At 67.0% G+C, this 21,986-nt stretch carries 19 protein-coding genes; 3 read left to right on the top strand and 16 right to left on the bottom strand.

The window, feature by feature from the left end:
- Positions 1 to 117 precede the first annotated feature (117 nt).
- Entirely contained in the window at positions 118 to 597 is a 480-nt protein-coding gene (locus tag AC3A3Q_RS09425; RefSeq protein ID WP_487586006.1) for a hypothetical protein, read from the top strand.
- A gap of 97 nt (positions 598 to 694) precedes the next feature.
- On the opposite strand, the gene AC3A3Q_RS09420 is transcribed toward AC3A3Q_RS09425, so the two are convergent.
- From AC3A3Q_RS09420 to AC3A3Q_RS09400, 5 genes are read right to left on the bottom strand one after another with little or no spacing between them, the layout of a single operon-like run.
- Complete coding sequence (locus AC3A3Q_RS09420; RefSeq protein ID WP_487586005.1) at positions 695 to 2,029, bottom strand: Xaa-Pro dipeptidase; 1,335 nt, start codon at positions 2,027 to 2,029, stop codon at positions 695 to 697.
- Positions 2,030 to 2,072: 43 nt separating this feature from the next.
- Positions 2,073 to 2,996: a heme o synthase gene (gene cyoE / locus AC3A3Q_RS09415; RefSeq protein ID WP_487586004.1), complete on the bottom strand. Its 924-nt coding sequence runs from the start codon at positions 2,994 to 2,996 to the stop codon at positions 2,073 to 2,075.
- Positions 2,997 to 3,022: 26 nt separating this feature from the next.
- Positions 3,023 to 4,216: a COX15/CtaA family protein gene (locus tag AC3A3Q_RS09410; protein ID WP_487586003.1), complete on the bottom strand. Its 1,194-nt coding sequence runs from the start codon at positions 4,214 to 4,216 to the stop codon at positions 3,023 to 3,025.
- 19 nt (positions 4,217 to 4,235) lie between these two features.
- The gene (locus AC3A3Q_RS09405; protein ID WP_487586002.1) at positions 4,236 to 4,853 is read right to left on the bottom strand and encodes a hypothetical protein; all 618 of its coding nucleotides are present in this window, start codon (positions 4,851 to 4,853) and stop codon (positions 4,236 to 4,238) included.
- Positions 4,854 to 4,863: 10 nt separating this feature from the next.
- Positions 4,864 to 5,586, bottom strand: a complete 723-nt coding sequence (locus tag AC3A3Q_RS09400; protein ID WP_487586001.1) for an SURF1 family protein — start codon at positions 5,584 to 5,586, stop codon at positions 4,864 to 4,866.
- Between the two features lie 66 nt (positions 5,587 to 5,652).
- On the opposite strand from AC3A3Q_RS09400, the gene AC3A3Q_RS09395 reads away from it, so the two are divergent.
- Positions 5,653 to 5,868: a twin transmembrane helix small protein gene (locus AC3A3Q_RS09395; protein ID WP_158732522.1), complete on the top strand. Its 216-nt coding sequence runs from the start codon at positions 5,653 to 5,655 to the stop codon at positions 5,866 to 5,868.
- Between the two features lie 159 nt (positions 5,869 to 6,027).
- Here AC3A3Q_RS09395 and AC3A3Q_RS09390 read toward each other — a convergent pair whose 3' ends face one another.
- From AC3A3Q_RS09390 to coxB, 5 genes are read right to left on the bottom strand one after another with little or no spacing between them, the layout of a single operon-like run.
- A complete protein-coding gene (locus tag AC3A3Q_RS09390; protein ID WP_487586000.1) occupies positions 6,028 to 6,909 on the bottom strand; it encodes a cytochrome c oxidase subunit 3 in 882 nt (293 codons plus the stop codon).
- A gap of 46 nt (positions 6,910 to 6,955) precedes the next feature.
- The gene (locus tag AC3A3Q_RS09385; protein ID WP_487585999.1) at positions 6,956 to 7,549 is read right to left on the bottom strand and encodes a cytochrome c oxidase assembly protein; all 594 of its coding nucleotides are present in this window, start codon (positions 7,547 to 7,549) and stop codon (positions 6,956 to 6,958) included.
- Positions 7,546 to 7,677: a hypothetical protein gene (locus AC3A3Q_RS09380; RefSeq protein ID WP_280633569.1), complete on the bottom strand. Its 132-nt coding sequence runs from the start codon at positions 7,675 to 7,677 to the stop codon at positions 7,546 to 7,548. Before AC3A3Q_RS09380 ends, AC3A3Q_RS09385 begins: the two co-directional genes overlap by 4 nt.
- 13 nt (positions 7,678 to 7,690) lie before the next feature.
- On the bottom strand, positions 7,691 to 9,304 hold the full coding sequence (gene ctaD, locus AC3A3Q_RS09375) for a cytochrome c oxidase subunit I (protein WP_487585998.1): 1,614 nt from the start codon (positions 9,302 to 9,304) through the stop codon (positions 7,691 to 7,693).
- Between the two features lie 41 nt (positions 9,305 to 9,345).
- Positions 9,346 to 10,251 (bottom strand): cytochrome c oxidase subunit II, encoded by a 906-nt coding sequence (coxB, locus tag AC3A3Q_RS09370; protein WP_487586333.1) that lies wholly within the window; start codon positions 10,249 to 10,251, stop codon positions 9,346 to 9,348.
- A 623-nt stretch (positions 10,252 to 10,874) separates the two neighbouring features.
- On the opposite strand from coxB, the gene putA reads away from it, so the two are divergent.
- Complete coding sequence (gene putA, locus AC3A3Q_RS09365) at positions 10,875 to 14,096, top strand: bifunctional proline dehydrogenase/L-glutamate gamma-semialdehyde dehydrogenase PutA (RefSeq protein ID WP_487585997.1); 3,222 nt, start codon at positions 10,875 to 10,877, stop codon at positions 14,094 to 14,096.
- Positions 14,097 to 14,240: 144 nt separating this feature from the next.
- On the opposite strand, the gene AC3A3Q_RS09360 is transcribed toward putA, so the two are convergent.
- From AC3A3Q_RS09360 to AC3A3Q_RS09335, 6 genes are all read right to left on the bottom strand, one after another.
- Complete coding sequence (locus AC3A3Q_RS09360) at positions 14,241 to 14,870, bottom strand: MarC family protein (protein ID WP_487585996.1); 630 nt, start codon at positions 14,868 to 14,870, stop codon at positions 14,241 to 14,243.
- A 9-nt stretch (positions 14,871 to 14,879) separates the two neighbouring features.
- Entirely contained in the window at positions 14,880 to 15,365 is a 486-nt protein-coding gene (locus AC3A3Q_RS09355) for a DUF202 domain-containing protein (protein ID WP_386701661.1), read from the bottom strand.
- Positions 15,366 to 15,448: 83 nt separating this feature from the next.
- Positions 15,449 to 17,050 carry an arylsulfatase gene (locus AC3A3Q_RS09350; RefSeq protein ID WP_487585995.1) on the bottom strand — a complete coding sequence of 534 codons (1,602 nt, stop codon included), beginning with the start codon at positions 17,048 to 17,050 and terminating at the stop codon, positions 15,449 to 15,451.
- A 177-nt stretch (positions 17,051 to 17,227) separates the two neighbouring features.
- Positions 17,228 to 19,561: a winged helix-turn-helix domain-containing protein gene (locus tag AC3A3Q_RS09345; protein WP_487585994.1), complete on the bottom strand. Its 2,334-nt coding sequence runs from the start codon at positions 19,559 to 19,561 to the stop codon at positions 17,228 to 17,230.
- Between the two features lie 91 nt (positions 19,562 to 19,652).
- Positions 19,653 to 20,060: a protease inhibitor I42 family protein gene (locus AC3A3Q_RS09340; RefSeq protein WP_487585993.1), complete on the bottom strand. Its 408-nt coding sequence runs from the start codon at positions 20,058 to 20,060 to the stop codon at positions 19,653 to 19,655.
- 105 nt (positions 20,061 to 20,165) lie between these two features.
- A complete protein-coding gene (locus tag AC3A3Q_RS09335; protein ID WP_487585992.1) occupies positions 20,166 to 21,959 on the bottom strand; it encodes a S8 family peptidase in 1,794 nt (597 codons plus the stop codon).
- Positions 21,960 to 21,986 lie beyond the last annotated feature (27 nt).

Here is a 21,986-nt window from a genome sequence, read left to right as displayed (position 1 = left end):
CACGCAGGCGCCTACTCTGGCCACATTCACTGGAGTGTGGCCATGCGAAACCTGTGGTTGGTCATTCCCCTGTTTATTCTCCTGGTCGGTGGGTGCGCGAAGCATTCCACCACCACCGTGCCTCTCGCCATTCAGGCACCGGCGCCCTTGAATGAGAAGGAGCGGGCGCAGGCAGCGCTGACGGCCTTCCTCGCCGCACGCAGCATCCGCGAGGTACCGGCGCACCGCGACGGCACCGTCGATCTCGACGGCGACGGCATCGACGACCTGCTGATGCTGCTGGACGACCAGAACTGGTGCGATGCCGGCGGCTGCACGCTGCTGGTGTTCCGTGGCGACGCGGCCGGCTACAAGCTTGTCAGTGATTCGGTATCGACGCGTGCACCGATCGCGGTTGCCGACCGCCGCAACCGCGGCTGGCGCGACCTGCTGGTGACCGTCGGCAGCGATGGCGAGTCGGGCCAGGTCGCGCTCGAGTTCGACGGCACGCGCTATCCGAACGATCCGACCATGGGCGCGCTGCTCGATCCCGCGCGCCTGGTCTCGGCCAAGCCGGTCATCGTCGGCTTGCCTGCCGCCACCGTCGCGGCCCAATAGCCCCCCTGAATGTAGGAGCGAGCTTGCTCGCGAACAGCGCCCGGCGACTTAAAGGCTGTTCGCGAGCAAGCTCGCTCCTACGGGTCGGCCGGGCCGTTTATTCGGCGGTGGCGCCCTTCACCACCACGCCGCCCTTCATCACGAACGGCACCGACTCCAGCACCGTCACGTCCTGGGCCGGATCACCGCTCACGGCGATCATGTCGGCCCAGCGATTGGCCTCCACCGCGCCGACGTCGTCGCGACCCAGCGCCTGCGCGGCGTTGACCGTGGCCGCCTGGATCGCCTGTGCCGGCGTCATGCCGTAACGGACCATCACCGCGAACTGCTTGCCGTTGTTGCCGTGCGGATAGATGCCCGCGTCGGTGCCGAAGATCATCTTCACCCCGGCCTTGTTGGCCTTGCGGAAGTTCTCGCGCTGGATGTCGGCGACCTCGCGATCCTTGCGCAGGTTGTCTTCCAGCACGCCGTTCTTCTTGCCTTCGGCCTGGGTGTAGTCGGTGTTGTAGATATCCATCGACAGCCACGCGCCGCGCTCGCGGGCGAGGCGGATGCCTTCGTCGTCGATCAGGCTGGCGTGCTCGATGGTGTCGACGCCGGCGCGGATCGCATCCTTGATGCCGCCCGCGCCATGCGCGTGCGCGGCGACCTTGAGGCCCCACAGGTGCGCCTCGTCGGCCACGGCCTTCATGTCGTCGAAGCTCATCTGCTGCTGGCCCGGCTCGGTGTTGCGCGAGAACACGCCGCCGGTGGCGCAGATCTTGATCACCTGGGCGCCGTACTTGCGCAGCTCGCGCACGCGCTTGCGCGCTTCTTCCGGGCTGTCGGCGTTGAACTCGCTCTGCTGGTGCATCGACGGCGGGAAGAAGGTCGAGTCGCAGTGGCCGCCGGTGGCGCCGAACGAATAGGCGGCGGTGACCACGCGCGGACCGACGATCTTGCCCTCTTCGATGGCCTGGCGCAGGCCGACGTCGTTCCAGGCATCGGCACCGACATTGCGCACGGTCGTGAAGCCGGCCATCAGCGTGCGTTGCGCGTGCGGCACCATCAGCATCGACCAGAAGCGGTCGTTGAACTGCAGGCCGGTGTAACCGCCGTAGCTCGGGTCGCTGTCGAGGTGCACGTGCATGTCGATCAGGCCCGGCAGCAGCGTCATGCCGGGCAGGTCGACGCGGCGCGCGCCGGCCGGCGCGGCATCGCCGGCATGGCCGACCGAGACGACGCGGCCGTCGCGGATCAGCACCTGCGGGTTGTCGACATAGCGGCCGCTGCGCGCATCGAACAGGCGCTGCGCGGTCACCACCACCTCGCCCTTGCCTTCGGCGGGCTGGCCGGGGGTGACGGGTTGGGCCGGCGCGGCGCCGGCGAAGGCCAATGCAACAAACAGCGAGGACAACGACAGGGTCAGGCGATCTCGCTGAACATTAGGCATGGCCGGCATTTGGGCTTCCGTTGGTTGGGTTGAAAAAGTTGTCTCAGCGTACCGGTTGCAGTTCCATCACGGCCGCCGGCTGCAGGAACGGCAGCAGCCAGTGATCGAGCAGCAGGAATGCGAACAGTGCCATCAGGTAGACGATGGAGTAGTTGAAGACCTTCATCGCGTACATCTCGTCCGGCGGGTCCATCAGCTTCCAGGCATAGCCCAGGAAGACCGCGCCCAGCACCAGCGCGCCACCGAGGTAGAACAGTCCGCTCATGCCCGCCACCCACGGCAGCACGGTCACGGCGACCAGCAGCACGGTGTAGAACAGGATCTGCCAGCGCGTGTACTGCACGCCGTGCGTGACCGGCAACATCGGCACCATGGCGCGCGCGTAGTCGGCACGGCGGAAGATCGCCAACGCCCAGAAGTGCGGCGGCGTCCAGACGAAGATGATCAGCACCAGCAGCAGCGCGTGCGGCCAGTCCCACTCGCCGCGCATGCCGGTGATCGCCGCCCAGCCCAGCAGGGGCGGCGCCGCGCCGGCGATGCCGCCGATGACGATGTTCTGCGGCGTGGCGCGCTTGAGGAACACGGTGTAGACCACCGCGTAGCCGATCAGCGAAGCAAAGGTCAGCAGCGCGGTGATGGTGTTGACCCAGATCACCAGGATCGCCATCGACAGCGCGGCCAGGATCAGCGCGAACACCAGTGCCTGCGCCGGCGTGATCTGTCCGGCGACGATCGGGCGCCACGAGGTGCGCGCCATCTTGGCGTCGATGCGCGAGTCCAGCAGCTGGTTGATGGCGGCAGCGCTCGATGCGGCCAGCCAGATGCCGAGGAAGCCCAGCACCGATTCCTTCAGCGGCGGCAGACCCGGCACCGCCAGGAACATGCCGACCAGCGCGGTGAACACGATCAGCGCGACCACGCGCGGCTTGGTCAGGTCCCAGTACTGCTTGACGGTGCCATGCGGCATTGGGGCTTTGGACGGGGATGCGCTCATCACGGCTCCGGAGTGCGCAGGCGCGCGAGCAGCGAGACCAGCACGAACAGCAACAGCACCGCGCCGGCGTTGTGCAGCACGGCCACGGTCAGCGGCAGGCCGAGCTTGACGTTGGCGATGCCCAGGCCCACCTGCGCCAGCGCCAGCAGGCCCAGCAGCGAGCCCCAGCCGCGCATGCCCGGCGTGCGCACCAGCTTGAACGCCAGCCACATCAGATAGACGAACACCACCAGCGCCATGCCACGATGCGCGAGCTGGATGGCGATGCGCGCCTCGCCGTCGAGGATGCCGCCTTCGTAATCGACGCCGATACCGCGCCACAGCACGAAGGCTTCGCGGAAGTCATGCGCCGGCATCCACTGGCCGACGCAACGCGGGAAGTCGTTGCCGCAGGCGAGCGCGGCGTAGTTGGCGCTGGTCCAGCCACCGAGCGCGATCTGCACGCCGAGCAGCACGATGCCGGCGATCACCAGCCGGCGCACCGTCACCGCTTCGGCCAGGCGGATCGGCAGGTCGGTGGCGCGCCACGCCATCCACAGCAGCAGCGAGAACGTCAGCAGGCCACCGAGCAGGTGGCCCATCACCACGATCGGCTTGAGCAGCCAGGTCACGGTCCACATGCCGAGCAGCGCCTGGAAGATGATCACCGCCAGCGTGATCACTGCGACGCGGGCCAGGTCGAGGTTGCTCCAGCGCAACGCGGCAAACAGCAGGATCGCCTCGCCGGCGATTGCCAGCGCCGAGGCGGCGACGTGTTCGCCGTGCATGTACATCGGGATGCCGATGGCGACCAGCGCGGCCGCAGCCAGCACCTGGGCGATGCCGAAGCGGCGCTTGCGCGCGGCCAGCAGTGCCAGCGTCAGCGTCAGCACGCCGAGAGCGCCGGCGATCATGCGGTGGAACTGCTCGCGCCAGGCCTTGTGCACCTCGACCGGGCGGATGGCGGTGGCGGCGTGGTCGACGATCTCGTGGGCGACGGTCGGCCAGGCGGCACGGCCGTAGCAGGTCGGCCAGTCCGGGCAGCTCAAGCCGGCGTTGGACAGGCGCACGAACGCGCCGAACACGATCACGCCCAGCGCCAGCGCGACGGCCAGCCAGGCGATTCGATGGAAGTGACGGTACGTGGCCGGTCGATACTGCACCGCGCGCGGGGCGCGGTTGTCGGCTGGCTTGGAGTCCACGGCTTGGTTCATGGTTGGCGTCTTGATGAGATCACTTCAGCTTGAGCAGCTTGGCGACATCGGCGCGCAGCCCGGCCGGATCGAAGCCGGGAGGGTAGCGCAGAATGACGAAGCCGTACGGGTCGACGACGTAGACGGGCAGATCGCCGTCCTTGCCCGGCACGCGCTCGTCCAGGCGCGGCAGGCCCGCGCGCAGGCGCGAGTCGGGCTGCAACAGCTTGAGCGTGGCCGGTGCCGGCGTGCCCACCGGCCATTTGCAATCGGCCGTGGCGCACGACCACAACACATGCACGTCGTCAGCATCCTTGCCGAACAGCTGCCACACCGTATCGATGTCGTGGGCGAGCTTGCTGCAGCTGGCGCCGCAGTCTGCCGGCGGCGCGATCACTATCCGCCACGTGCGCTCGCCGCTCTTCCACACGTACTCGCCGCCATCCAGCAGGCGCGGTGAAATCCCGCGCAGGTCGCCCGGCGGCTTGAGCAGCTCACCGAAGTTCTTGCTGCCCTGCGGGCGCCAGCCTGAGAAGCGCAGCAGCCCGGCGACCAGCATGGTGCCGAAGAACAGGGCGAAGATCAGCAGCAGCGCAATGCGATTGCGCTTGCGGTTGTGGTCGTGGGTGTCGTGGGCGGCGTGTTGTTGGTCTGGCATGTTTCGTCCTTCAGGCCTGGCGGCGCTTTCGGAAAGTCAGGATCAGCGCGGTGGCGAGCACCGCCAGGGCCAGTGCGAACCACTGCACGGCGTAGCCACGGTGTTTCTCCGGCGGCAGGGTGTTGGGGAGCAACTCCAGGTCGCGCTCGTAACCCATCTTCATCGCCGGATCCAGGCGCAGCACGCGCGGCGCCAGCGGCACCGACAGGCCAGTGGCCTTTTCCATTGCGCCCAGGTCGACGCGCGTCATCAGCCAGGCTTCGTGGTCGCGGCCCAGTGCCGGCCCCAGCGCCAGCCCGGTCGACGGCGGCGGCGCCAGCAGGCCGCGCAGCTCGAGCGTGCCTTGCGGTCGCGGCACCGGCGGCAGCTTGCGATCGCCGGGCAACGGCAGCCAGCCAAGGTCGACCAGCAATGGGCCGCCGTGTTCGGGCAGGAAGATCCGATAGGCGCGCACGCCGGCCTGGCCGTGGCGCTGCTGGTTGTCGAGCAGCAGCACGTCGCGCTTGTCGAACTCGCCGCGGCCCAGCGCCCAGTCGTAGGCATGGGCGCGCGCGACATCGTCGGCGACGGCCAGCGACTGCGGAACGCGCCGCTCCAGTACCTGTGCGGCGGCGGCGAGCATCGCTTCCTTTTCGACAGCGCGGTGCGTCTGCCACAGGCCCAGGCGCACGAAGCCGGCAATGACGAGCACGGCCAGGACCCAGCCGACGACGAGGTTGCGGCGCCTGCTCACGCGATCGCTCCGCGCGGCTGCAATAATGAACGCCTCGCCCTGCCATGGAGCCGACTGGAGGCCGCCATGAACGATTCACTCAAGACCCTGGTGATCATCGCCTTCCTGATCGTCATTCTCTGGAACCTGGGCGCCGGTCTCTACTACATGCTCGTGGACAAAGGCGAGAGCAAGCGCACCGTCAATGCGCTGACCCGCCGCATAGCGCTGTCCATCGCGCTGATACTGCTGGTGGTGCTGGCCAACTACATGGGCTGGATCAAGTTCCACGGCGGTCCCTGAGGCAGAGCGACGGCGGGAACGGGGAATAGGGAATAGGGAGCTGCAAAAGCAAAAGAGCGACGGCATGCCGTCGCTTTTTTGCGTGGGGCGGAGAACCCAGCGGCAGCGGCGTTGGCCGTTCCGGTTCCCTATTCCCTGTTCCCTATTCCCGCTTCTGCCTTACAGAACGTAGACGAACAGGAACAGGCCGAGCCAGACCACGTCGACGAAGTGCCAGTACCAGGCCACCGCTTCGAAGGCGAAGTGCTGGTCCTTGCTGAAGTGGCCCTTCAGGCAACGGAACCAGATCACCGCCAGCATGATCGTGCCGAGCGTGACGTGCGCGCCGTGGAAGCCGGTGAGCATGAAGAAGGTCGAACCGTAGATGCCCGAGCCCAGCGTCAGGTTCAGTTCCTTGTAGGCGTGGATGTACTCCTCGGCCTGGAAGAACAGGAACAGTGCGCCGAGCAGGACGGTCAGGCCCAGGAAAACCAGCAGCTGCTTGCGGTGGCCGGCCTTCAGCGCATGGTGCGCGATGGTGACGGTCATGCCCGAGGTCAGCAGGATCAGCGTATTGAGCAGCGGCAGGCCCCAGGCCGGGATGGTCTGGTAGACGCCACCGATCGCGCCCGGGCCGTTGCTCGGCCATGCGGCGCTGAATTCCGGCCACAGCAGCGCATTGGTCATCACGCCGTCACCGACGCCACCCAGCCACGGCATCGCCAGCTGGCGGGCGTAGAACAGCGCGCCGAAGAAGGCGCCGAAGAACATCACTTCCGAGAAGATGAACCAGATCATCCCCATGCGGAACGAGGTGTCGACCTGCTTGTTGTAGTTGCCTTGCACCGACTCGCGAACGACGTCGCTGAACCAGCCGAACAGCACGCCGACGATCAGCGCCAGGCCGAAGAAGAACGCCGGCTTGCCCCACGTGCCCAGTTCCGAGAACCAGGCGGCGATGCCGATCATGGTGATGAACAGCGCGATCGAACCGAGGAACGGCCAGCGGCTGTGGTGCGGCACGTAGTAGTGGCTGGCGTCTGGCGTATGGGCTTGGGCCATGGCGGCGTTCCGTCTGAGTGGTGCGATTACGAGGAAAGGGTCAGCGTCACGGTGCCGACACCGGCGTGGTCGCGGCCTTCGCCGTGCCTTGCGCCTGTGCGGTGAGCGTGTCGTTCTTGAAGAAGGTGTACGAGAGGGTGATCGTCTTCACGTCGGCCGGCAGGTTCGGATCGACGATGAAGCGTACCGGCATCTCGCGCACTTCACCGGCCTGCAGGGTCTGGGCGGTGAAGCAGAAGCATTCGGTCTTGCTGAAGTAGCCCGAGGCGCGCGCCGGCGCGACCGACGGCACCGCGCTGCCCACGATGGTGCGCTGCGCGGTGTTGCGGGCGTGGTAGGTCGTCTCGTACTGCTCGCCGGGCACGACCTGCATCGTGACCTGGTTGGGGGTGAAGTCCCACGGCAGCTTGGAGTTGACGCCACCGTCGAACTGCACGGTGATCACGCGCTTGGCCGCCGGCACCTTGGCGTCGGCAACGCCTTCGGCGGCGGTGCGCTCCAGGCGGATGCCGAAGACCTTCTCGCAGGCGATGCGGTACAGCGGCACCAGCGCGAAGGTCAGGCCGAAGGCGAAGATCGCCACGACCACCATCTTGGCCAGGCCGGCGCTGTTCTTCTTCTGCTGCACGTCGTCGCTCATTTGCCGAGCACTCCGCTGAGCAGGAACAGCGCATAGATCGTGACCGCGACCACCGCCACCCAAATGGCGGTGCGACGCGCCGCCTTGCGGCGCGCTGCAACGTCTGCGGGGTCGGTGATCGGGGTCATGTCGATCAATTTCTTAGTGCGTGATGTCGCCGTGGGCGAGGTCGCCGTCACGGATGACCGGCGGCGTGGTGAAGGTGTGGTGCGGTGCCGGGCTCGGCACGGTCCACTCCAGGCCACGCGCGGTCGGCCAGGCGCGGGCTTCGGCCTTGACGCCAACCGCCTTCGAGCGCCACAGGATGAAGGCCATCATGAACGGCGTGGCGAACATGCCGAACGCGCCGATCGAGCTGACCAGGTTCCAGTCCGCGAACACCACGTTGTAGTCCGGGATGCGGCGCGGCATGCCGGCCAGGCCCAGGAAGTGCTGCGGGAAGAACAGCAGGTTGACGAAGATCATCGTCCACCAGAAGTGGAACTTCGCCATGCCTTCGTTGTACATGCGGCCGGTCCACTTCGGCCACCAGTAGTACACGGCGGCGATGATGGAGAACAGCGCACCGGTCACCAGCACGTAGTGGAAGTGCGCCACCACGAAGTAGGTGTCGTGGTACTGGAAGTCAGCCGGCACGATGGCCAGCATCAGGCCCGAGAAACCGCCGATGGTGAACAGGATCACGAACGAGATCGCCCACAGCATCGGCGCCTCGAACGAGATCGAGCCGCGCCACATCGTGGTGACCCAGTTGAACACCTTCACGCCCGTCGGCACGGCGATCAGCATCGTGGCGAACATGAAGTAGATCTCGCCACCGAGCGGCATGCCGACGGTGAACATGTGGTGCGCCCACACGATGAACGAGAGGAAGGCGATCGAGGCGGTCGCGTACACCATCGCCTGGTAGCCGAACAGCGGCTTGCGGCTGAAGGTCGGGATGATCTCCGAGACCACGCCGAAGGCCGGCAGGATCATGATGTAGACCTCGGGATGCCCGAAGAACCAGAAGATGTGCTGGAACATCACCGGGTCGCCGCCGCCAGCCGCGTTGAAGAACGAGGTGGCGAAGAACTTGTCGGTCAGCAGCATCGTCACCGCGCCAGCCAGCACCGGCATCACGGCGATCAGCAGGAACGCGGTGATCAGCCAGGTCCAGCAGAAGATCGGCATCTTCAGCAGGTCGATGCCCGGGGCGCGCATGTTGAGCACGGTCGCGATCACGTTGATCGCGCCCATGATCGAGCTGATGCCCATCATGTGGATGGCGAAGATGGTGAAGGCGACGTTGCTGCCACCCTGCAGCGACAGCGGCGGGTACAGCGTCCAGCCGCCGGCGGGGCCGCCACCGGGCAGGAACAGCGTCAGCAGCAGCAGGCTGAAGGCGAACGGCAGGATCCAGAAGGACCAGTTGTTCATGCGCGGCAGCGCCATGTCCGGCGCGCCGATCTGCAGCGGGATCATCCAGTTGGCCAGGCCGACGAAGGCCGGCATGACGCCGCCGAAGATCATCACCAGCGCGTGCATCGACGTCATCTGGTTGAAGAACTCGGGACTGACGTGCTGCAGGCCCGGATGCGCCAGCTCGGTCCGGATCACCACCGACATGCCTGCGCCGATGATGAACATGATGAAGCTGAAGATCAGGTACAGCGTGCCGATGTCCTTGTGGTTGGTCGAAAAGAACCAACGCTCGATGAAGCCCTGCTTGTGGGCGTGATCATCGTGATGGGTGTCAGCGTGCGTGACGGCCATGGCCTACCTCAGAGAATTCTTGACTAAATGCCGCGGGCCGATCAGCCCGCAACCGCGACAGCGGCGACGGCTTCGGTGTTCGGGGTGGTGCCTTCCGGCTGCGGCTGTTCGGCCGGGGCAGCGGCAGGCTCGGCGGGAGCGGCCGGTGCAGCGGGCGCCGCAGCCGGGGCCGGGGCGTTCTTCGCCTTCTCGGACGCCAGCCACTGCTGGTACTCCGCCTTCGGCACGGCCTTGACCACGATCGGCATGAAGCCATGGTCCTTGCCGCACAGTTCGGCGCACTGGCCGCGGTAGATGCCCGGCTCCTTGATGTCGGTCCAGGCCTCGTTGACGATGCCCGGGATCGCGTCCTGCTTCCAGCCCAGGGCCGGCACCCACCAGGCGTGGATCACGTCGTCGGCGGTGATCACGAAGCGGATCTTGGTTTCGGTCGGCAGCACCAGGACGTTGTCGACGTCGAGCAGGTAGTGCGGGTTCTGGGCGGCGGTCGGGACGGCCTTGCTCTGGCGGATCTCGTCGCTCTTGCGGTCCAGGCGGCTGGTGAAGGCCACGTTCTCGCCCAGGTACTCGTACTTCCACATCCACTGGTAGCCGGTGACCTTGACGGTCATCTCGGCGTTGCGGGTGTCGTACATCTTGATCAGCTTGCTGGTCGCCGGGAACGCCATGGCCACCAGCAGCACCACCGGGACCACGGTCCAGATGATCTCGAGCTTGGTCGAGTGGGTGAAATCCTTGTCCGGCACCGCACCCTTGGAGTGGCGGAACTTGAACATGGCCACGGCCATCGCGCCGAACACCAGGATGCCGATGACCACGCAGATCCACAGCGCGAGCATGTGGGCCTCGTAGGCATTGACGGACTGGGCGGTGACGCCCTTGCCCATGTTCAGCTGCCACGGCTTAGGGTCGGCCGCCTGCGCAAACGCAAGGACCGGCAGCGCCATTGCGGCGATGCCCGCTGCCCACTGCTTGAAACGACCGACTTTCATCTGTTCGAGCCCCAGAAAATATCAACTAGGTAAGTAAGTAACCGACCAAGCAACCGAGCCAGGTTGATTGGCGTGCTCCGCGGGCTGCCTTTCCCGGCACCGGCCGCGCAACACGCGGGGACCGTCCGGACGAAGGTGGCTGGCGAGCCCCTGACACGTGATTCGGGGCCCATCACGCCGGGGCGGACAGCCCCATAGCGCTACGGATAACCGAGAAATGGTAGCCGCCGACCACTGTTGCGGCAACCCGCGCGACGCATGATGGTGCTCACAGACCTTGCAAAAACGGCTCTTTGCCACGCTTGAGGGCCTTTTGGACTCGCAGGGGCGTACCGCGCCGCCTCCCCGGACCCTCACCCTCGCCACCCCTCATCGTCATCCCCGCGCCCCCACACCTTCAATCCCCGCGCCCCCCACCGTCATCCCCGCGCCCCCTCACCGTCATCCCCGCGAAGGCGGGGATCCATGGACGTCGCCCCGGCCCTCCCCGCGACCCCGTTCCGGCCCCCAGCGCACAGGCCAGAGACATCCATAGCCTCTAAACTATCGGGCTCCCCACGGCAGTCTCCCCGGGCCCGATGACCATCAACGCTTCCCCCGCCGTCGGCAACGACGGCCCGCCGCCGACACGCACGCTGCTCAGCCCCGAACTCCCGCCCGCGCCGGCCGCGCCCCGTGCCGCGATCACCGCCGGCTGGGTCCGCGACGAGGCCGGGCATGTGCGCGACCTGCTCGACCTTGCACGCCTGCCCGACGCCGAGCGCGAGGCCGCCCAGGCCACCGCCGCCGGCATCGTCCAGCGCGTGCGTGCCCGCGCCAAGGACCAGGGCGCAATCGAAGCCTTCATGCGCCAGTACGACCTGGGCAGCGAGGAAGGCGTGCTGCTGATGTGCGTGGCCGAGGCGCTGCTGCGCATCCCGGACCAGGACACCGCCGACAAGCTGATCCGCGACAAGCTCGGCGATGCCGACTGGAAGCGGCACATGGGCCAGTCCGACTCGGTGCTGGTCAACGCCTCCACCTGGGGCCTGATGCTGACCGGCCACCTGGTCGACCTCAACGACGAGACCAAGCGCGACGTGCACGGCGCCTTCAAGCGCCTGCTCGGCCGCGTCGGCGAGCCGGTGATCCGCCTGGCCGTGCGCCAGGCGATGAAGATCATGGGTCACCAGTTCGTGATGGGCCGGACGATTGGTGAAGCGCTGGCGCGTTCGGTCAAGGGTGCCAACGCCAGCTACCGCTACTCGTTCGACATGCTCGGCGAAGGTGCGCTGACCACCAAGGACGCATTGCGCTACCTGCAGGCCTACCGCGATGCGATCCATGCGATCGGCAAGAGCGGCAATTTCGTCGGCACGGATGTGTTCGCCGCGCCGTCGATCTCGGTCAAGCTCTCGGCGTTGCACCCGCGCTACGAGCATGCCAAGCGCGAGCGCGTATTCGCCGAACTCACCCCGCGCGTGCTCGAACTGGCGCAGCTGGCCAAGTCGTACGGCATCGGCTTCACCATCGATGCCGAAGAAGCCGACCGCCTCGAACTCTCTTTGGACGTGATCGCCGGCGCCTACGCCGACGCTTCGCTCAACGGCTGGGAAGGCTACGGCCTGGCGATCCAGGCCTACCAGAAGCGCGCACCGGAAGTGATCGCCTTCATCGCCGACCTCGCCCGCCGCCACGGCCGCCGCATCCCGGTGCGCCTGGTCAAGGGGGCGTACTGGGACAGCGAGGTCAAGCGCGCCCAGGTCGACGGCCAGGCCGGCTACCCGGTGTTCACGCGCAAGCCCAACACCGACGTCAGCTACCTGGCCAACGCGCGCCGCATGCTCGAGGCCAGCGACGCCATCTACCCGATGTTCGCCACCCACAACGCGCAGACGATCGCCACGATCCACCAGCGCGCGAAAACAATGGGGCGAGCGAAGCACTTCGAGTTCCAGAAGCTGCACGGCATGGGCGACGACCTGTACGCCGAAGTGATCCCGGCCGAGCGCCTGGACGTGCCGTGCCGCGTGTACGCGCCGGTCGGCAGCCACGAAGACCTGCTGCCGTACCTGGTGCGCCGCCTGCTCGAGAACGGCGCCAACTCCAGCTTCGTCAACCGCATCACCGACGAGGACATCGCCATCGATGACCTCATCCACGACCCGGTTGCCACCGTTTCCGCATTCGAATCCATCGCGCACCCGCGCATCCCGCAGCCGGTCGATCTGTACCGCAGCTACGGCATCGACAGGACCAATTCCATGGGCATCAACTTCGCCAACGACGATCAACTGCGCGCACTCGCCGAGCAGGTCAACCAGGCCACCCGCAGCGACTGGCGCGCGACGCCGCTCGTGCCGGGCGCGACTGTCAGCGGCCCGAGCATCGCCGTGACCAACCCGGCCGACCGTCGCGAGACCGTCGGCCAGTGGCAGGCCGCCGACGCTGCCACGGTCGAGCTGGCGCTGAAGAATGCCGTCGCCGCGCAGGACAGCTGGAACACCCTGCCGGCCGCCAGCCGCGCCACCATCCTCGAATACGCCGCCGACCTGCTCGAGCAGCGCATGCCGCAGTACCTGGCGCTGTGCACCAAGGAAGCCGGCAAGACCCTGCCCGACGGCGTCGCCGAAGTGCGCGAGGCGGTCGACTTCCTGCGCTATTACGGTGGCCAGGCGCGCAAGCTGTTCGCGGTCGAAGCACTGCCGGGCCCGACCGGCGAGTCCAACACGCTGCAGCTGTCCGGCCGCGGCGTGTTCGTCTGCATCAGCCCGTGGAACTTCCCGCTGGCGATCTTCGCCGGCCAGATTGCCGCCGCGCTCGCCGCCGGCAACAGCGTCATCGCCAAGCCGGCCGAACAGACCAACCTGATCGGCTACTACGCCGTGAAGCTGCTGCACGAAGCCGGCATCCCCGAGGCCGTGCTGCAGTTCCTGCCGGGCGACGGCGCCACCGTCGGCGCCGCACTCACCCGCGACCCGCGCATCGCCGGCGTCGCCTTCACCGGTTCGACCGACACCGCGCGCGCGATCAACCGCGCCCTCGCCGCACGCGACGCCGCTATCGGCGTGCTGATCGCCGAGACCGGCGGCCAGAACGCGCTGATCGCCGACTCGTCCTCGCTGCCGGAACAGGTGGTCAAGGATGCGATCGGTTCGGCCTTCACGTCGGCCGGACAGCGTTGCTCGGCAGCGCGCGTGCTGTTCGTGCAGGACGACATCGCCGACAAGGTCACCTCGATGCTGGCCGGCGCCATGGCCGAGCTCAAGGTTGGCGACCCGGGCCTGCTGTCGACCGACGTCGGCCCGGTGATCGACGAGGACGCGCTGAAGATGCTGGTCGACCATGCCGCGCGCATGGACGTGGAAGCGACGAAGATCGGCGAAGTGGCGGTCGACGCCGACGCCGCGCACGGCAGCTTCTTCGCGCCTCGCGCGTACGCGCTGAAGTCGCTGGACCAGCTGCACAAGGAAGTCTTCGGCCCGGTGCTGCACGTGATCCGCTGGAAGGCCGATCAGCTCGACGCCGTGATCGACGCGATCAACGCGACCGGTTACGGCCTGACCTTGGGCATCCACTCGCGCATCGACGAGACCATCGAGAAGATCAGCGCGCGGGTGAAGGTGGGCAACTGCTACGTCAACCGCAACCAGATCGGCGCGGTCGTCGGCGTGCAGCCCTTCGGCGGCCAGAACCTGTCCGGCACCGGCCCCAAGGCCGGCGGCCCGCACTACCTGCCGCGCTTCACCACCGAGAAGACGATCACCGTCAACACGACGGCGGCGGGTGGCAATGCGTCGCTGCTGACGCTGGGCGACTGACTCCCTCTCCCTGGCGCTGCGCGCCTGTCCCTCTCCCACGAGGGGAGAGGGCAACGCGGATGCTGCCAGGGCTGCTGCAAACCTCCCTCTCCCCTTGTGGGAGAGGGACAGGTCGCCAAAGGCGACCAGGGAGAGGGGGAGCGCCTATCCGACCCCCATCCCCTTCAACGCCACCACCACCAACTGCAACGCCAGCGCCACCTGCTGCACCGCCAGCACCGCGCCGAATATCTGCAGCAGCAGCGGCCCGACGCCGCGCATCACCTGGCGAACGAACATCATCGCCAGCAGGTTGATCGCCATCACCGCCATCACGCCGGCCAGCAGCGTCGTCGAGCGCGCCGTATCGCTGCTCAGCGCCATCAACGCAATCAAAGCGGCGATGCCGTAGGGCGTCACGACGATCGGAAAGACCAGGTGCATCAGCCGCGGCTCGGAAGCGCCCGCCGGCGGCGCGGGATCGCCGTATTGCTCCAGCACCTGCTTCAACGCGACCAGCAGGAAGACGATGCCACCAGTCAGCTCCATCACCGGCACGCTGATGCGCCACTTCTGCATCATCGCGCTGCCCAGCAGGCCGGCGATCAGCAGCGTGGCCGCACTGATCAGCGCGACCTTGATTGCCATCCTTCGCACTGCCCTTGGCTCCAGCGCCGCGGTCGCGCGATAGAAAGGCGCCAGGATCTTCACCGGTCCCAGCATGATGAAGAACAACAACATCGCGTTGGCGGTTGTCAGGATGTAGACGGTGTCCTGCGGCGCCTGCTGGAGCATCACGTCACCTCATCTCACGAAGAGCCATACGGCCGTCAGTCCGCCCAGTAACAGCAGGCCGATACTGGCGGCGATCGTGCCCTTCTGGTGGGAGACGTACTGGCCGCGCTCGATATCCCGGCCGACCGCCCAGTAGCGGTAGATCGACCAGAGGAGCAGCAGCAATCCGAGCACGACCATCCCCAGGCCGGCGTTGCCGGCATCGCGCAGGAAATGCCGGGAATGCTGCTCGGCCAGTTCCTTCTGCTGCACCAGGTACATGCTGAAGCGGTTGAGGGTGATGCCGAACCCAACCAGCGACACGGTCGTGCGCAGGTAGCTCAGATGGGTGCGTTCATTGGCCAGGTGCGAGCGCAGGTTCGACACCTGCGTGCGGTACACCGACAGGCGCGTGCGGTAGATCGACAGCCGCGTCGAAGAACTTGCAACATCCGGCTTGCCATCGATCTCCGAGGCGATCTCGGCCGGTAGCTGTGGCGGGGCGGGAACGTCCATGACAGCTCCTGTTTTTGCTGCGGAATACCCGCCGCGTCAGGAGGGGCGGCCGTGGCCACCCTCACCATCTGCGCGCGCCAAGTTCAGTTGCTGCTGCCGTGCGGGGTTTCCATCTTCCGCTGCGCTTCTTCCAGTGCCTTCTTCATGCTCAGCGTGTCGGCTCCCTGCGACGGCGGGAAGTCCATGAGGCTCTTCAAGTGCGCGGCGATGATCGGGCCTGCCGCCGTCGGCGCCCACAGCTTGGAAGCAAAGAACTTGCGGCCGATATAGCCCCATTCGTGCGACTGCGGGTCCATCTTCTCCATCGGATCCATCAGCAGGTTGATGATGTACGGGACGCTCGGATAGTACTTCGCGTCCCACCAGCTGCCTTCCCGCTTGACGCCGATGTGCATCTTCCATGCGTCGACGCGGATCGCCATGAGGTCGGTTTCGTCGTAGTAGAAGATCTCCCGGCGCGCGCTCTTTTCGCTCTTGCCGGTCCAGTAGTCCAACTGGTTGTAGCCGTCCAGGTGCACCTTGTACTTGGTGCCGTTCATCTCGTGGCCCTTGAGCAGCTTTTCCTTGATGTCCGTCAGGCCGGCGGCGGCGGCCAGCGTGACGTAAACGTCCTCGTGGTTCTGGATCTGATTCGAAACACTGCCGGCCTTGATCTTCGCCGGCCACTTGACCAGGTGCGGAACGCGCACGCCGCCTTCCCAGGTCGTGCCCTTCTCGCCGCGGAACGGTGCATAGCCTCCGTCCGGCCACAGCATCAACTCGTTGCCGTTGTCGGTGCTGTAGACGACGATCGTGTTGTCCTCGATGCCCAGCTCGCGCAGCTTGTCCAGCAGCGCACCGACGTGTTCGTCATGCTCGAGCATCTTGGCGCGCACCACGTCCTCTTCCGCGCGACCTTCATCCACGGCCATCTGGATGTATTTCTTCGTGCAATGCGAGTGAATGTGGATGGCCGTGGTGTTGAACCAGCAGAAGAACGGCTTGTCGCCCTTGCCCGCGCGGTCGAGCCATTCCAGTGTCTTGTCGAGCACTTCCTTGTCGAAGGTTTCCATACGCTTGCGCGTCAGCGGGCCTGTGTCCTCGATCTTCTGCTTGCCTACGCGACCAAACTTCTCGTCGGTGCTGGCATCGTCCTTGTCGCTGGCCCAGGCGTGCAGCACGCCGCGCGGCCCGAACTTCTTCTTGTACTCGGGATTCTTCTGGCCCGGATAGTCGAGCTCTTCGGGCTCTTCCTCGGCGTTGAGGTGGTACAGATTTCCGAACCACTCGTCGAACCCGTGCACCGTCGGCAGGAACTCGTTGCGATCTCCCAGGTGGTTCTTGCCGAACTGGGCAGTGGCGTATCCGGCCGACTTGAGCACCTCGGCAAGGGTCGGATCGCTCTTCTGGATGCCGCGGGTCGATCCCGGGATGCCGATGGTGGTCATGCCGGTGCGAATCGGCAGCTGACCCATGATGAAAGCCGCACGTCCCGCGGTGCAGCTCGGCTGTCCATAGTGGTCGGTGAACAGCATCCCGTCGCGGGCGATGCTGTCGATGTTCGGCGTGCGCCCCATCATGCCGTGGGTGTAGGCGCCGACGTTCCATGTGCCGATGTCGTCGCCCCAGATCACCAGGATATTGGGACGCGCGGAGCCTGCCTCCGCTGCTTTATCCGACTTGCTTGCGGCGGGCTTCGCGGCCATTGCAGTCTCCAGGATCGCCGCGGGCGGCGGCGGCGGATTGTTGTCCTTCGCCGGTTAAGCCGGTGTCGCGGCAGAGCGCGCAAACATGCGGATCACAAACCTTAATCAGGGCATCGTGGTGCGTGACTGTGCTCGTGCGGCGCTTGCGCGACGAGTAGCGAGACGGATCGGGCGCCGCTACAGCACCGGCTCGGTCGCCGCATCACGCTCACCGCGCAACGCCTGCATCTGGCCCTGCGCGGTCGCCTCCATGGCGCTGTCGCCCAGCGCGCGATACAGGGCCAACGTCGTCCACGCCACGCGATAGTCGGTAGCGGCGAATGCATCCAGGTCGCCCAGCACCGCCGAGGCCTGGTCGGTCTGGCCCTGTTCCAGCAGCAGTCGCGCCAGCACTACGCCGGCCTGGATCCTGCTGTCGGGAATACCGCCATTGACCGACTTGCGGTTGGCCTCGCGGGCCAGGTTGATCGCCGTGTCGGACTGGTTCCCGGCACGTGCGACCATGGCCCGGGCCAACTGCAGCGTGGCCGAGTCATCGGTCGCTACGCCGGGTTGTGCGAGCCAACGCTTTGCCGTCGCCAGGTCCCGGCCACTCAAGGCGCCCTGCACGGCCGCCAGCACCAGGGAATCCGGGACGCCGGTCGCGGCCTTCGGCAGCTGCAGCGACAGCGCGCGCGCCCGCGCACCATCGCCTTGCGCCAGCCGGAGTCGGATCGTCGCGCTCTGCAACGCCTGCTCGTTCCCGGTCGCGTCCTGTGCGCGCAACGCGTCGATTCCGCGCTGGACCTCGACGAGCCGTCCCAGCGCCAGCATGGCCTCGATTCGAACCAGCGCGCAGCGGGTCGCCAGCTCCTTGTCCTCCAGCGACTGGCTCAAGGTATAGGCGCGTTCGATCGTGGTGGCGGCATTGGCCGCCTGCGCCAGCCTGAGCTGTGCATTGGCCTTGCTCATCAACGCCGCCGCCAGGTAGTCGCGGACTTCGAATCGCTCGAACACGGCGATGGCGCGATCAAATTCCTGCAACGCCTGCGCATGGTGGCCGCGCTGGAATTCCAGCAGCGCCAGGTTGGTGCCGACCGCGGCGGCCTCGACGGTGCTCCCCGCCCGTTGCATGGCGATGCGTGCCATGCCCAGGTCGCTGACGGCGCCTTCGACTTTCTTCTGCTGGATGCGGGCCACACCGCGCCCGTTGTAGGCATTGCCGATCAAGGCCGGATCACGCTCCTGCCCGGCACCGTTCTCGAGCACCGCGAGCGCTTGCGCATAGTCGTTTTCCGCCGCGACCGGATCGCCCCGGCGGATGGCAATGGCGCCCTTGCCCATCAGTGCCCGCGCACGAATGTCGCCCGGCACTTCCGGCTTGCGATCGAGCAACTGCTGGAAGATCCCGGCAGCCTTGTCCATGCGCCCGGCGCGGTACTCCAGCTGGCCTTCGCGAACTCGCAGTGCAGGATCGTCGCGCTCGCTCGCCGGTGCCGAATCGATCAACCGCCGCAGCGTGTCGAGCTGGCCGGTGATGAGCTCGGCATCGATCTGCTGCACGCGCTCGGTCAGCGCACTGGGGCCGGTGTTGCCGTCCTTCTGCACGCGGCCGAGCCGGCGCAACCAGGAATCGGATGCCGCCGCAGCTGCGGCAAGCGGGGTATTGCCATGCGCGTCGATGGCTCGCGCGCCATTGGCGTCGTGCAGGTTCAAGCGCACGCGCCAGCCACTGCCGTCACGCGTTGCCTGCGGCCATACGATCACGCCCGCGCCGCTGACCTGTGCGACCTCGCGCAGGCTCGCGCTGTCGAGCGAGGGATCGCGATCACCGATCCGCTTCGACAGATGCATGGCCTGGTCGCTGGGCAGTACCGTCAGGCCACTGCTGCGCAGGCGACTGGCGATGTAGTCCATGGCACCCAGGCGGACCCAGGCATCGTCGCCTTCGACCGGGGCTATCGCGACCGGAAGCACCAGGACGACATTGCGACTCGCTGTTTGCGGCGCGACGGGAGTCGGCGAAGGCCAGAAGCGAATGGCCACGACTGCCGCAGCAACCAGCAGCGACATTCCCAGCAGCCAGGGCCAGAGCACTCGGCGTGGTTCCGATTCGCGCGACGCAACGAGCTGTGGCGCATCAGCACTGTCGAAAGGCACTTCAACTGCGACGGGCCCCGCTTCACTTGCAGGTGCGACATCCACCGTCTCCCTGCCTTCCTGCACCGGCGCGACCCACTGATAGCCGAATCTGGGCACCGTGCGGATCGACGATTGCTTGCCTCCCGTATCGTCGAGCGCCTTGCGGGCGCGCAGCAGCGTCTGTGCCACCACCGCATCGCTGACTTCGACCCGCCCCCACACCGCGGCAATCAGTTCGTCACGCCCGACCGCGCGATCGCGATTGGCGATCAGATAGGCCAGGCATTCGAAGGATTTCGGCGGCAAGGCGACGAGTTCGCCGTTGCGGAAGAGCTCACGCGATGCCGCGTCGAGCTCGAACATGCCGAATCGGTACTTGGGGAGGCGCATGAGGCCGGTCTGTTCCTGTCGTTACCCGACAGAGGGTCAGGCAGCACCTCCCGATGCTAAGCGATGTGTCGCGGCGATGCCGCGTGCGCGGTCAGCGAATCTCGACGCGGAAGGTCTCGATCCTCGCGTCGGGCGCTGCCGTTTCCCAGGGCCGGGTGTAGCGGAACTGGAGCAGGTCCGTGCCGGCTGCCCGTGCGCGAAAACGCCAGGACATGATCCCTTCGCTCGCCCTGGGGGGAGCGAAGGTCAACGGGTCGCCGCCAGGATCGGCCTCGATGCTCAGGAAAGAGGGCGGTCCTTGCTGCAGCTCCCAGCCATAGCCGGTGGCCGGACTGGCCGGAAGGTGGATCCGCAGGACCTGGCCGACCTCCAGCCGGATCGGATCGCCTGCGTTGGCCATGCCGATGTCGAGCGTCGGCGCTGCCTGCCGTGCCTGCATGGGCGAAGGATCCGGCGCATGTTCCTGGGAGGGCTGGCATGCGGAGAGCATCAACAGCATCCCCACACCCGCCCCGCGAAACGACCAGATTGCGATGACACGTCTCCATTGTGGTGCTGACCGGAGCGGACACGCGTCCGCTCCGGTCGACTTCTGCCGCTTGGATCAGAGCGCCCGGACGCGCAGCATCACGCCATTGCTGGCCGCAGTCGCCGAAACCTTGATGAAGTAGCGACCGACCGCGGGCGAGTTGATGTTGATGATCTGGCTGGTGCCCGGCCGCGTGGAGGCGCCTGCATTGTTGACGGCGTTGGGCTCGGCCTCGTAGGCGGCGTAGACGACGACCGCGCCGCGACCACCAGCGGTCGTGATCTCCAGGCGGCCCGCACCTTCGGGCACTTGCACGACGTACTGCACCGACTGACCCAGGGCCAGCGTGGGCACGGCCTGGGCGACGTTGAGCGCGAGCGGCGTGCCGGCCAGCGGTTGCCCGAAGGAGCGCGCGCGATCGGCGGCCGCGGCGGCGTCGACGATGCCGGCACCGATCGGCTTGCTTCCTGGCGAGACGCCGAACGGCCGCGCCGATGCCTTCAGCAGTCCCTCGATGGCCGACGGCACCAACGGCGACGGTGCAACGCTCTGCATCAGGGCGACGATGCCGGCCACGTGCGGCGAGGCCATCGACGTGCCGGTCATGCCGCCGTAGCGGTCACCCGTCGCCGTGTCATCCGGTGCCTGCTTGCTGAAGTTCACGGTCGACCAGATGTAGCCCTGCGGAACGCCCTCGACGCCGGCACCGCCCGGGGCCGACACGTCGACGCCCGCACCGTAGTTGGAGTAGCTCGCACGCTGGCCGCTGGCACCGGTCGCACCAACGGTGATGACGTTCGCGCAGCTGGCAGGTGCGTGGGTCGCCACGTCGGAGTCGTCGTTGCCGGCGGCGACCACCACGGTGGTGCCCAGCGACACCGCCAGGTTGATCGCGGCCTGCGTGTCGACGTCGCAGGCATGGTCGCCACCCAGGCTCATGTTGATCACTTCCGCCGGATTGGCGTTGTCCGGCACGCCGTCGACATGACCGCCCGCGGCCCAGACGATGGCGTCATTGATGTCGGACGTGTAGCCGCCGCAACGTCCCAGTACGCGCACCGGCAGGACCTTGGCATTGGGTGCCACGCCGGCGCCGCCGATGGCATTGTTGGTCACTTCGGCGATGGTGCCGGAGACGTGCGAGCCATGCCAGGAACTGTTGCTTGCAGGGCTGCCTTGGCCGCAATCGCCGGCCTCGGTGTAGTCGCCCAGGTCCCAGCCGCCCGGCGCGCGCTCGTCGGTGCCGCGGCGCGACATCGCGCCGTCGGTGATGAAGTCGTAGCCCGGCAACAGGTTCGGCTCGAGATCCTCGTGGTGGGTGACGCCAGTGTCGAGCACCGCCACCACCACGCCCGCGCCCGTCGCGCCGGCGTCCCAGGCTGCGGTCACGCGTGCACCACCGGCACCGGTGCCGTAGTGCCACATCTGGTGCGTCAGGAAGAGCGGATCGTTGGGCGTGGCGGTCGGACGCATGATCCTGTCGACGCCGACGTACTCGACGTTCGGGTCGGCGGCGATCGAGCGCATCAATGCTTCGGCTTCGCTGCGCGTCAGGCGCTGCGATGCCTTGACGACATGCTTGCCGCCCGTGGTCGCGCGCAGCGCCTGCATGCGCAGCATCGCGCTGCCGCGTTGCGCGGCGAACTTCGCGCCCATCTGCGGACGCGCACGGTCGGTCGCATTGTCGAGCGCGCGCTGGCGCGCCGCGGGCTGGACGCGCTCGGCGCTGCCGTTGCGGTACTTGACGATGAAGCGCGGCGAGATGGTTGCGTCGTTGATGGACGCGAAATCGATCTGTGCATCGGCGGCGAACGCCGGCACGCAGGCACTGGCGAGGAGAAGGCTCAGGACGGTACGGCGAAGGATCATGATCGGATTCCCGGGGTAGTCAGAGGT

The organism is Lysobacter sp. Soil_C_59 (assembly GCF_057656415.1).
Note: the sequence above shows the minus strand (reverse complement) of the source record. Positions and strands in the feature narration are given on the sequence as shown.

What these genes read in the sequence shown, in the direction of transcription:
- AC3A3Q_RS09420 (WP_487586005.1), bottom strand. Translation starts at nt 2,029, where the DNA reads ATGCCTAATGTTCAGCGAGATCGCCTGACCCTGTCGTTGTCCTCGCTG.
- cyoE (WP_487586004.1), bottom strand. Translation starts at nt 2,996, where the DNA reads ATGCCGCATGGCACCGTCAAGCAGTACTGGGACCTGACCAAGCCGCGC.
- AC3A3Q_RS09410 (WP_487586003.1), bottom strand. Translation starts at nt 4,216, where the DNA reads ATGAACCAAGCCGTGGACTCCAAGCCAGCCGACAACCGCGCCCCGCGC.
- AC3A3Q_RS09405 (WP_487586002.1), bottom strand. Translation starts at nt 4,853, where the DNA reads ATGCCAGACCAACAACACGCCGCCCACGACACCCACGACCACAACCGC.
- AC3A3Q_RS09395 (WP_158732522.1), top strand. Translation starts at nt 5,653, where the DNA reads ATGAACGATTCACTCAAGACCCTGGTGATCATCGCCTTCCTGATCGTC.
- AC3A3Q_RS09390 (WP_487586000.1), bottom strand. Translation starts at nt 6,909, where the DNA reads ATGGCCCAAGCCCATACGCCAGACGCCAGCCACTACTACGTGCCGCAC.
- AC3A3Q_RS09385 (WP_487585999.1), bottom strand. Translation starts at nt 7,549, where the DNA reads ATGAGCGACGACGTGCAGCAGAAGAAGAACAGCGCCGGCCTGGCCAAG.
- AC3A3Q_RS09380 (WP_280633569.1), bottom strand. Translation starts at nt 7,677, where the DNA reads ATGACCCCGATCACCGACCCCGCAGACGTTGCAGCGCGCCGCAAGGCG.
- ctaD (WP_487585998.1), bottom strand. Translation starts at nt 9,304, where the DNA reads ATGGCCGTCACGCACGCTGACACCCATCACGATGATCACGCCCACAAG.
- coxB (WP_487586333.1), bottom strand. Translation starts at nt 10,251, where the DNA reads ATGGCGCTGCCGGTCCTTGCGTTTGCGCAGGCGGCCGACCCTAAGCCG.
- putA (WP_487585997.1), top strand. Translation starts at nt 10,875, where the DNA reads ATGACCATCAACGCTTCCCCCGCCGTCGGCAACGACGGCCCGCCGCCG.
- AC3A3Q_RS09360 (WP_487585996.1), bottom strand. Translation starts at nt 14,870, where the DNA reads ATGCTCCAGCAGGCGCCGCAGGACACCGTCTACATCCTGACAACCGCC.
- AC3A3Q_RS09355 (WP_386701661.1), bottom strand. Translation starts at nt 15,365, where the DNA reads ATGGACGTTCCCGCCCCGCCACAGCTACCGGCCGAGATCGCCTCGGAG.
- AC3A3Q_RS09350 (WP_487585995.1), bottom strand. Translation starts at nt 17,050, where the DNA reads ATGGCCGCGAAGCCCGCCGCAAGCAAGTCGGATAAAGCAGCGGAGGCA.
- AC3A3Q_RS09345 (WP_487585994.1), bottom strand. Translation starts at nt 19,561, where the DNA reads ATGCGCCTCCCCAAGTACCGATTCGGCATGTTCGAGCTCGACGCGGCA.
- AC3A3Q_RS09340 (WP_487585993.1), bottom strand. Translation starts at nt 20,060, where the DNA reads ATGCTGTTGATGCTCTCCGCATGCCAGCCCTCCCAGGAACATGCGCCG.
- AC3A3Q_RS09335 (WP_487585992.1), bottom strand. Translation starts at nt 21,959, where the DNA reads ATGATCCTTCGCCGTACCGTCCTGAGCCTTCTCCTCGCCAGTGCCTGC.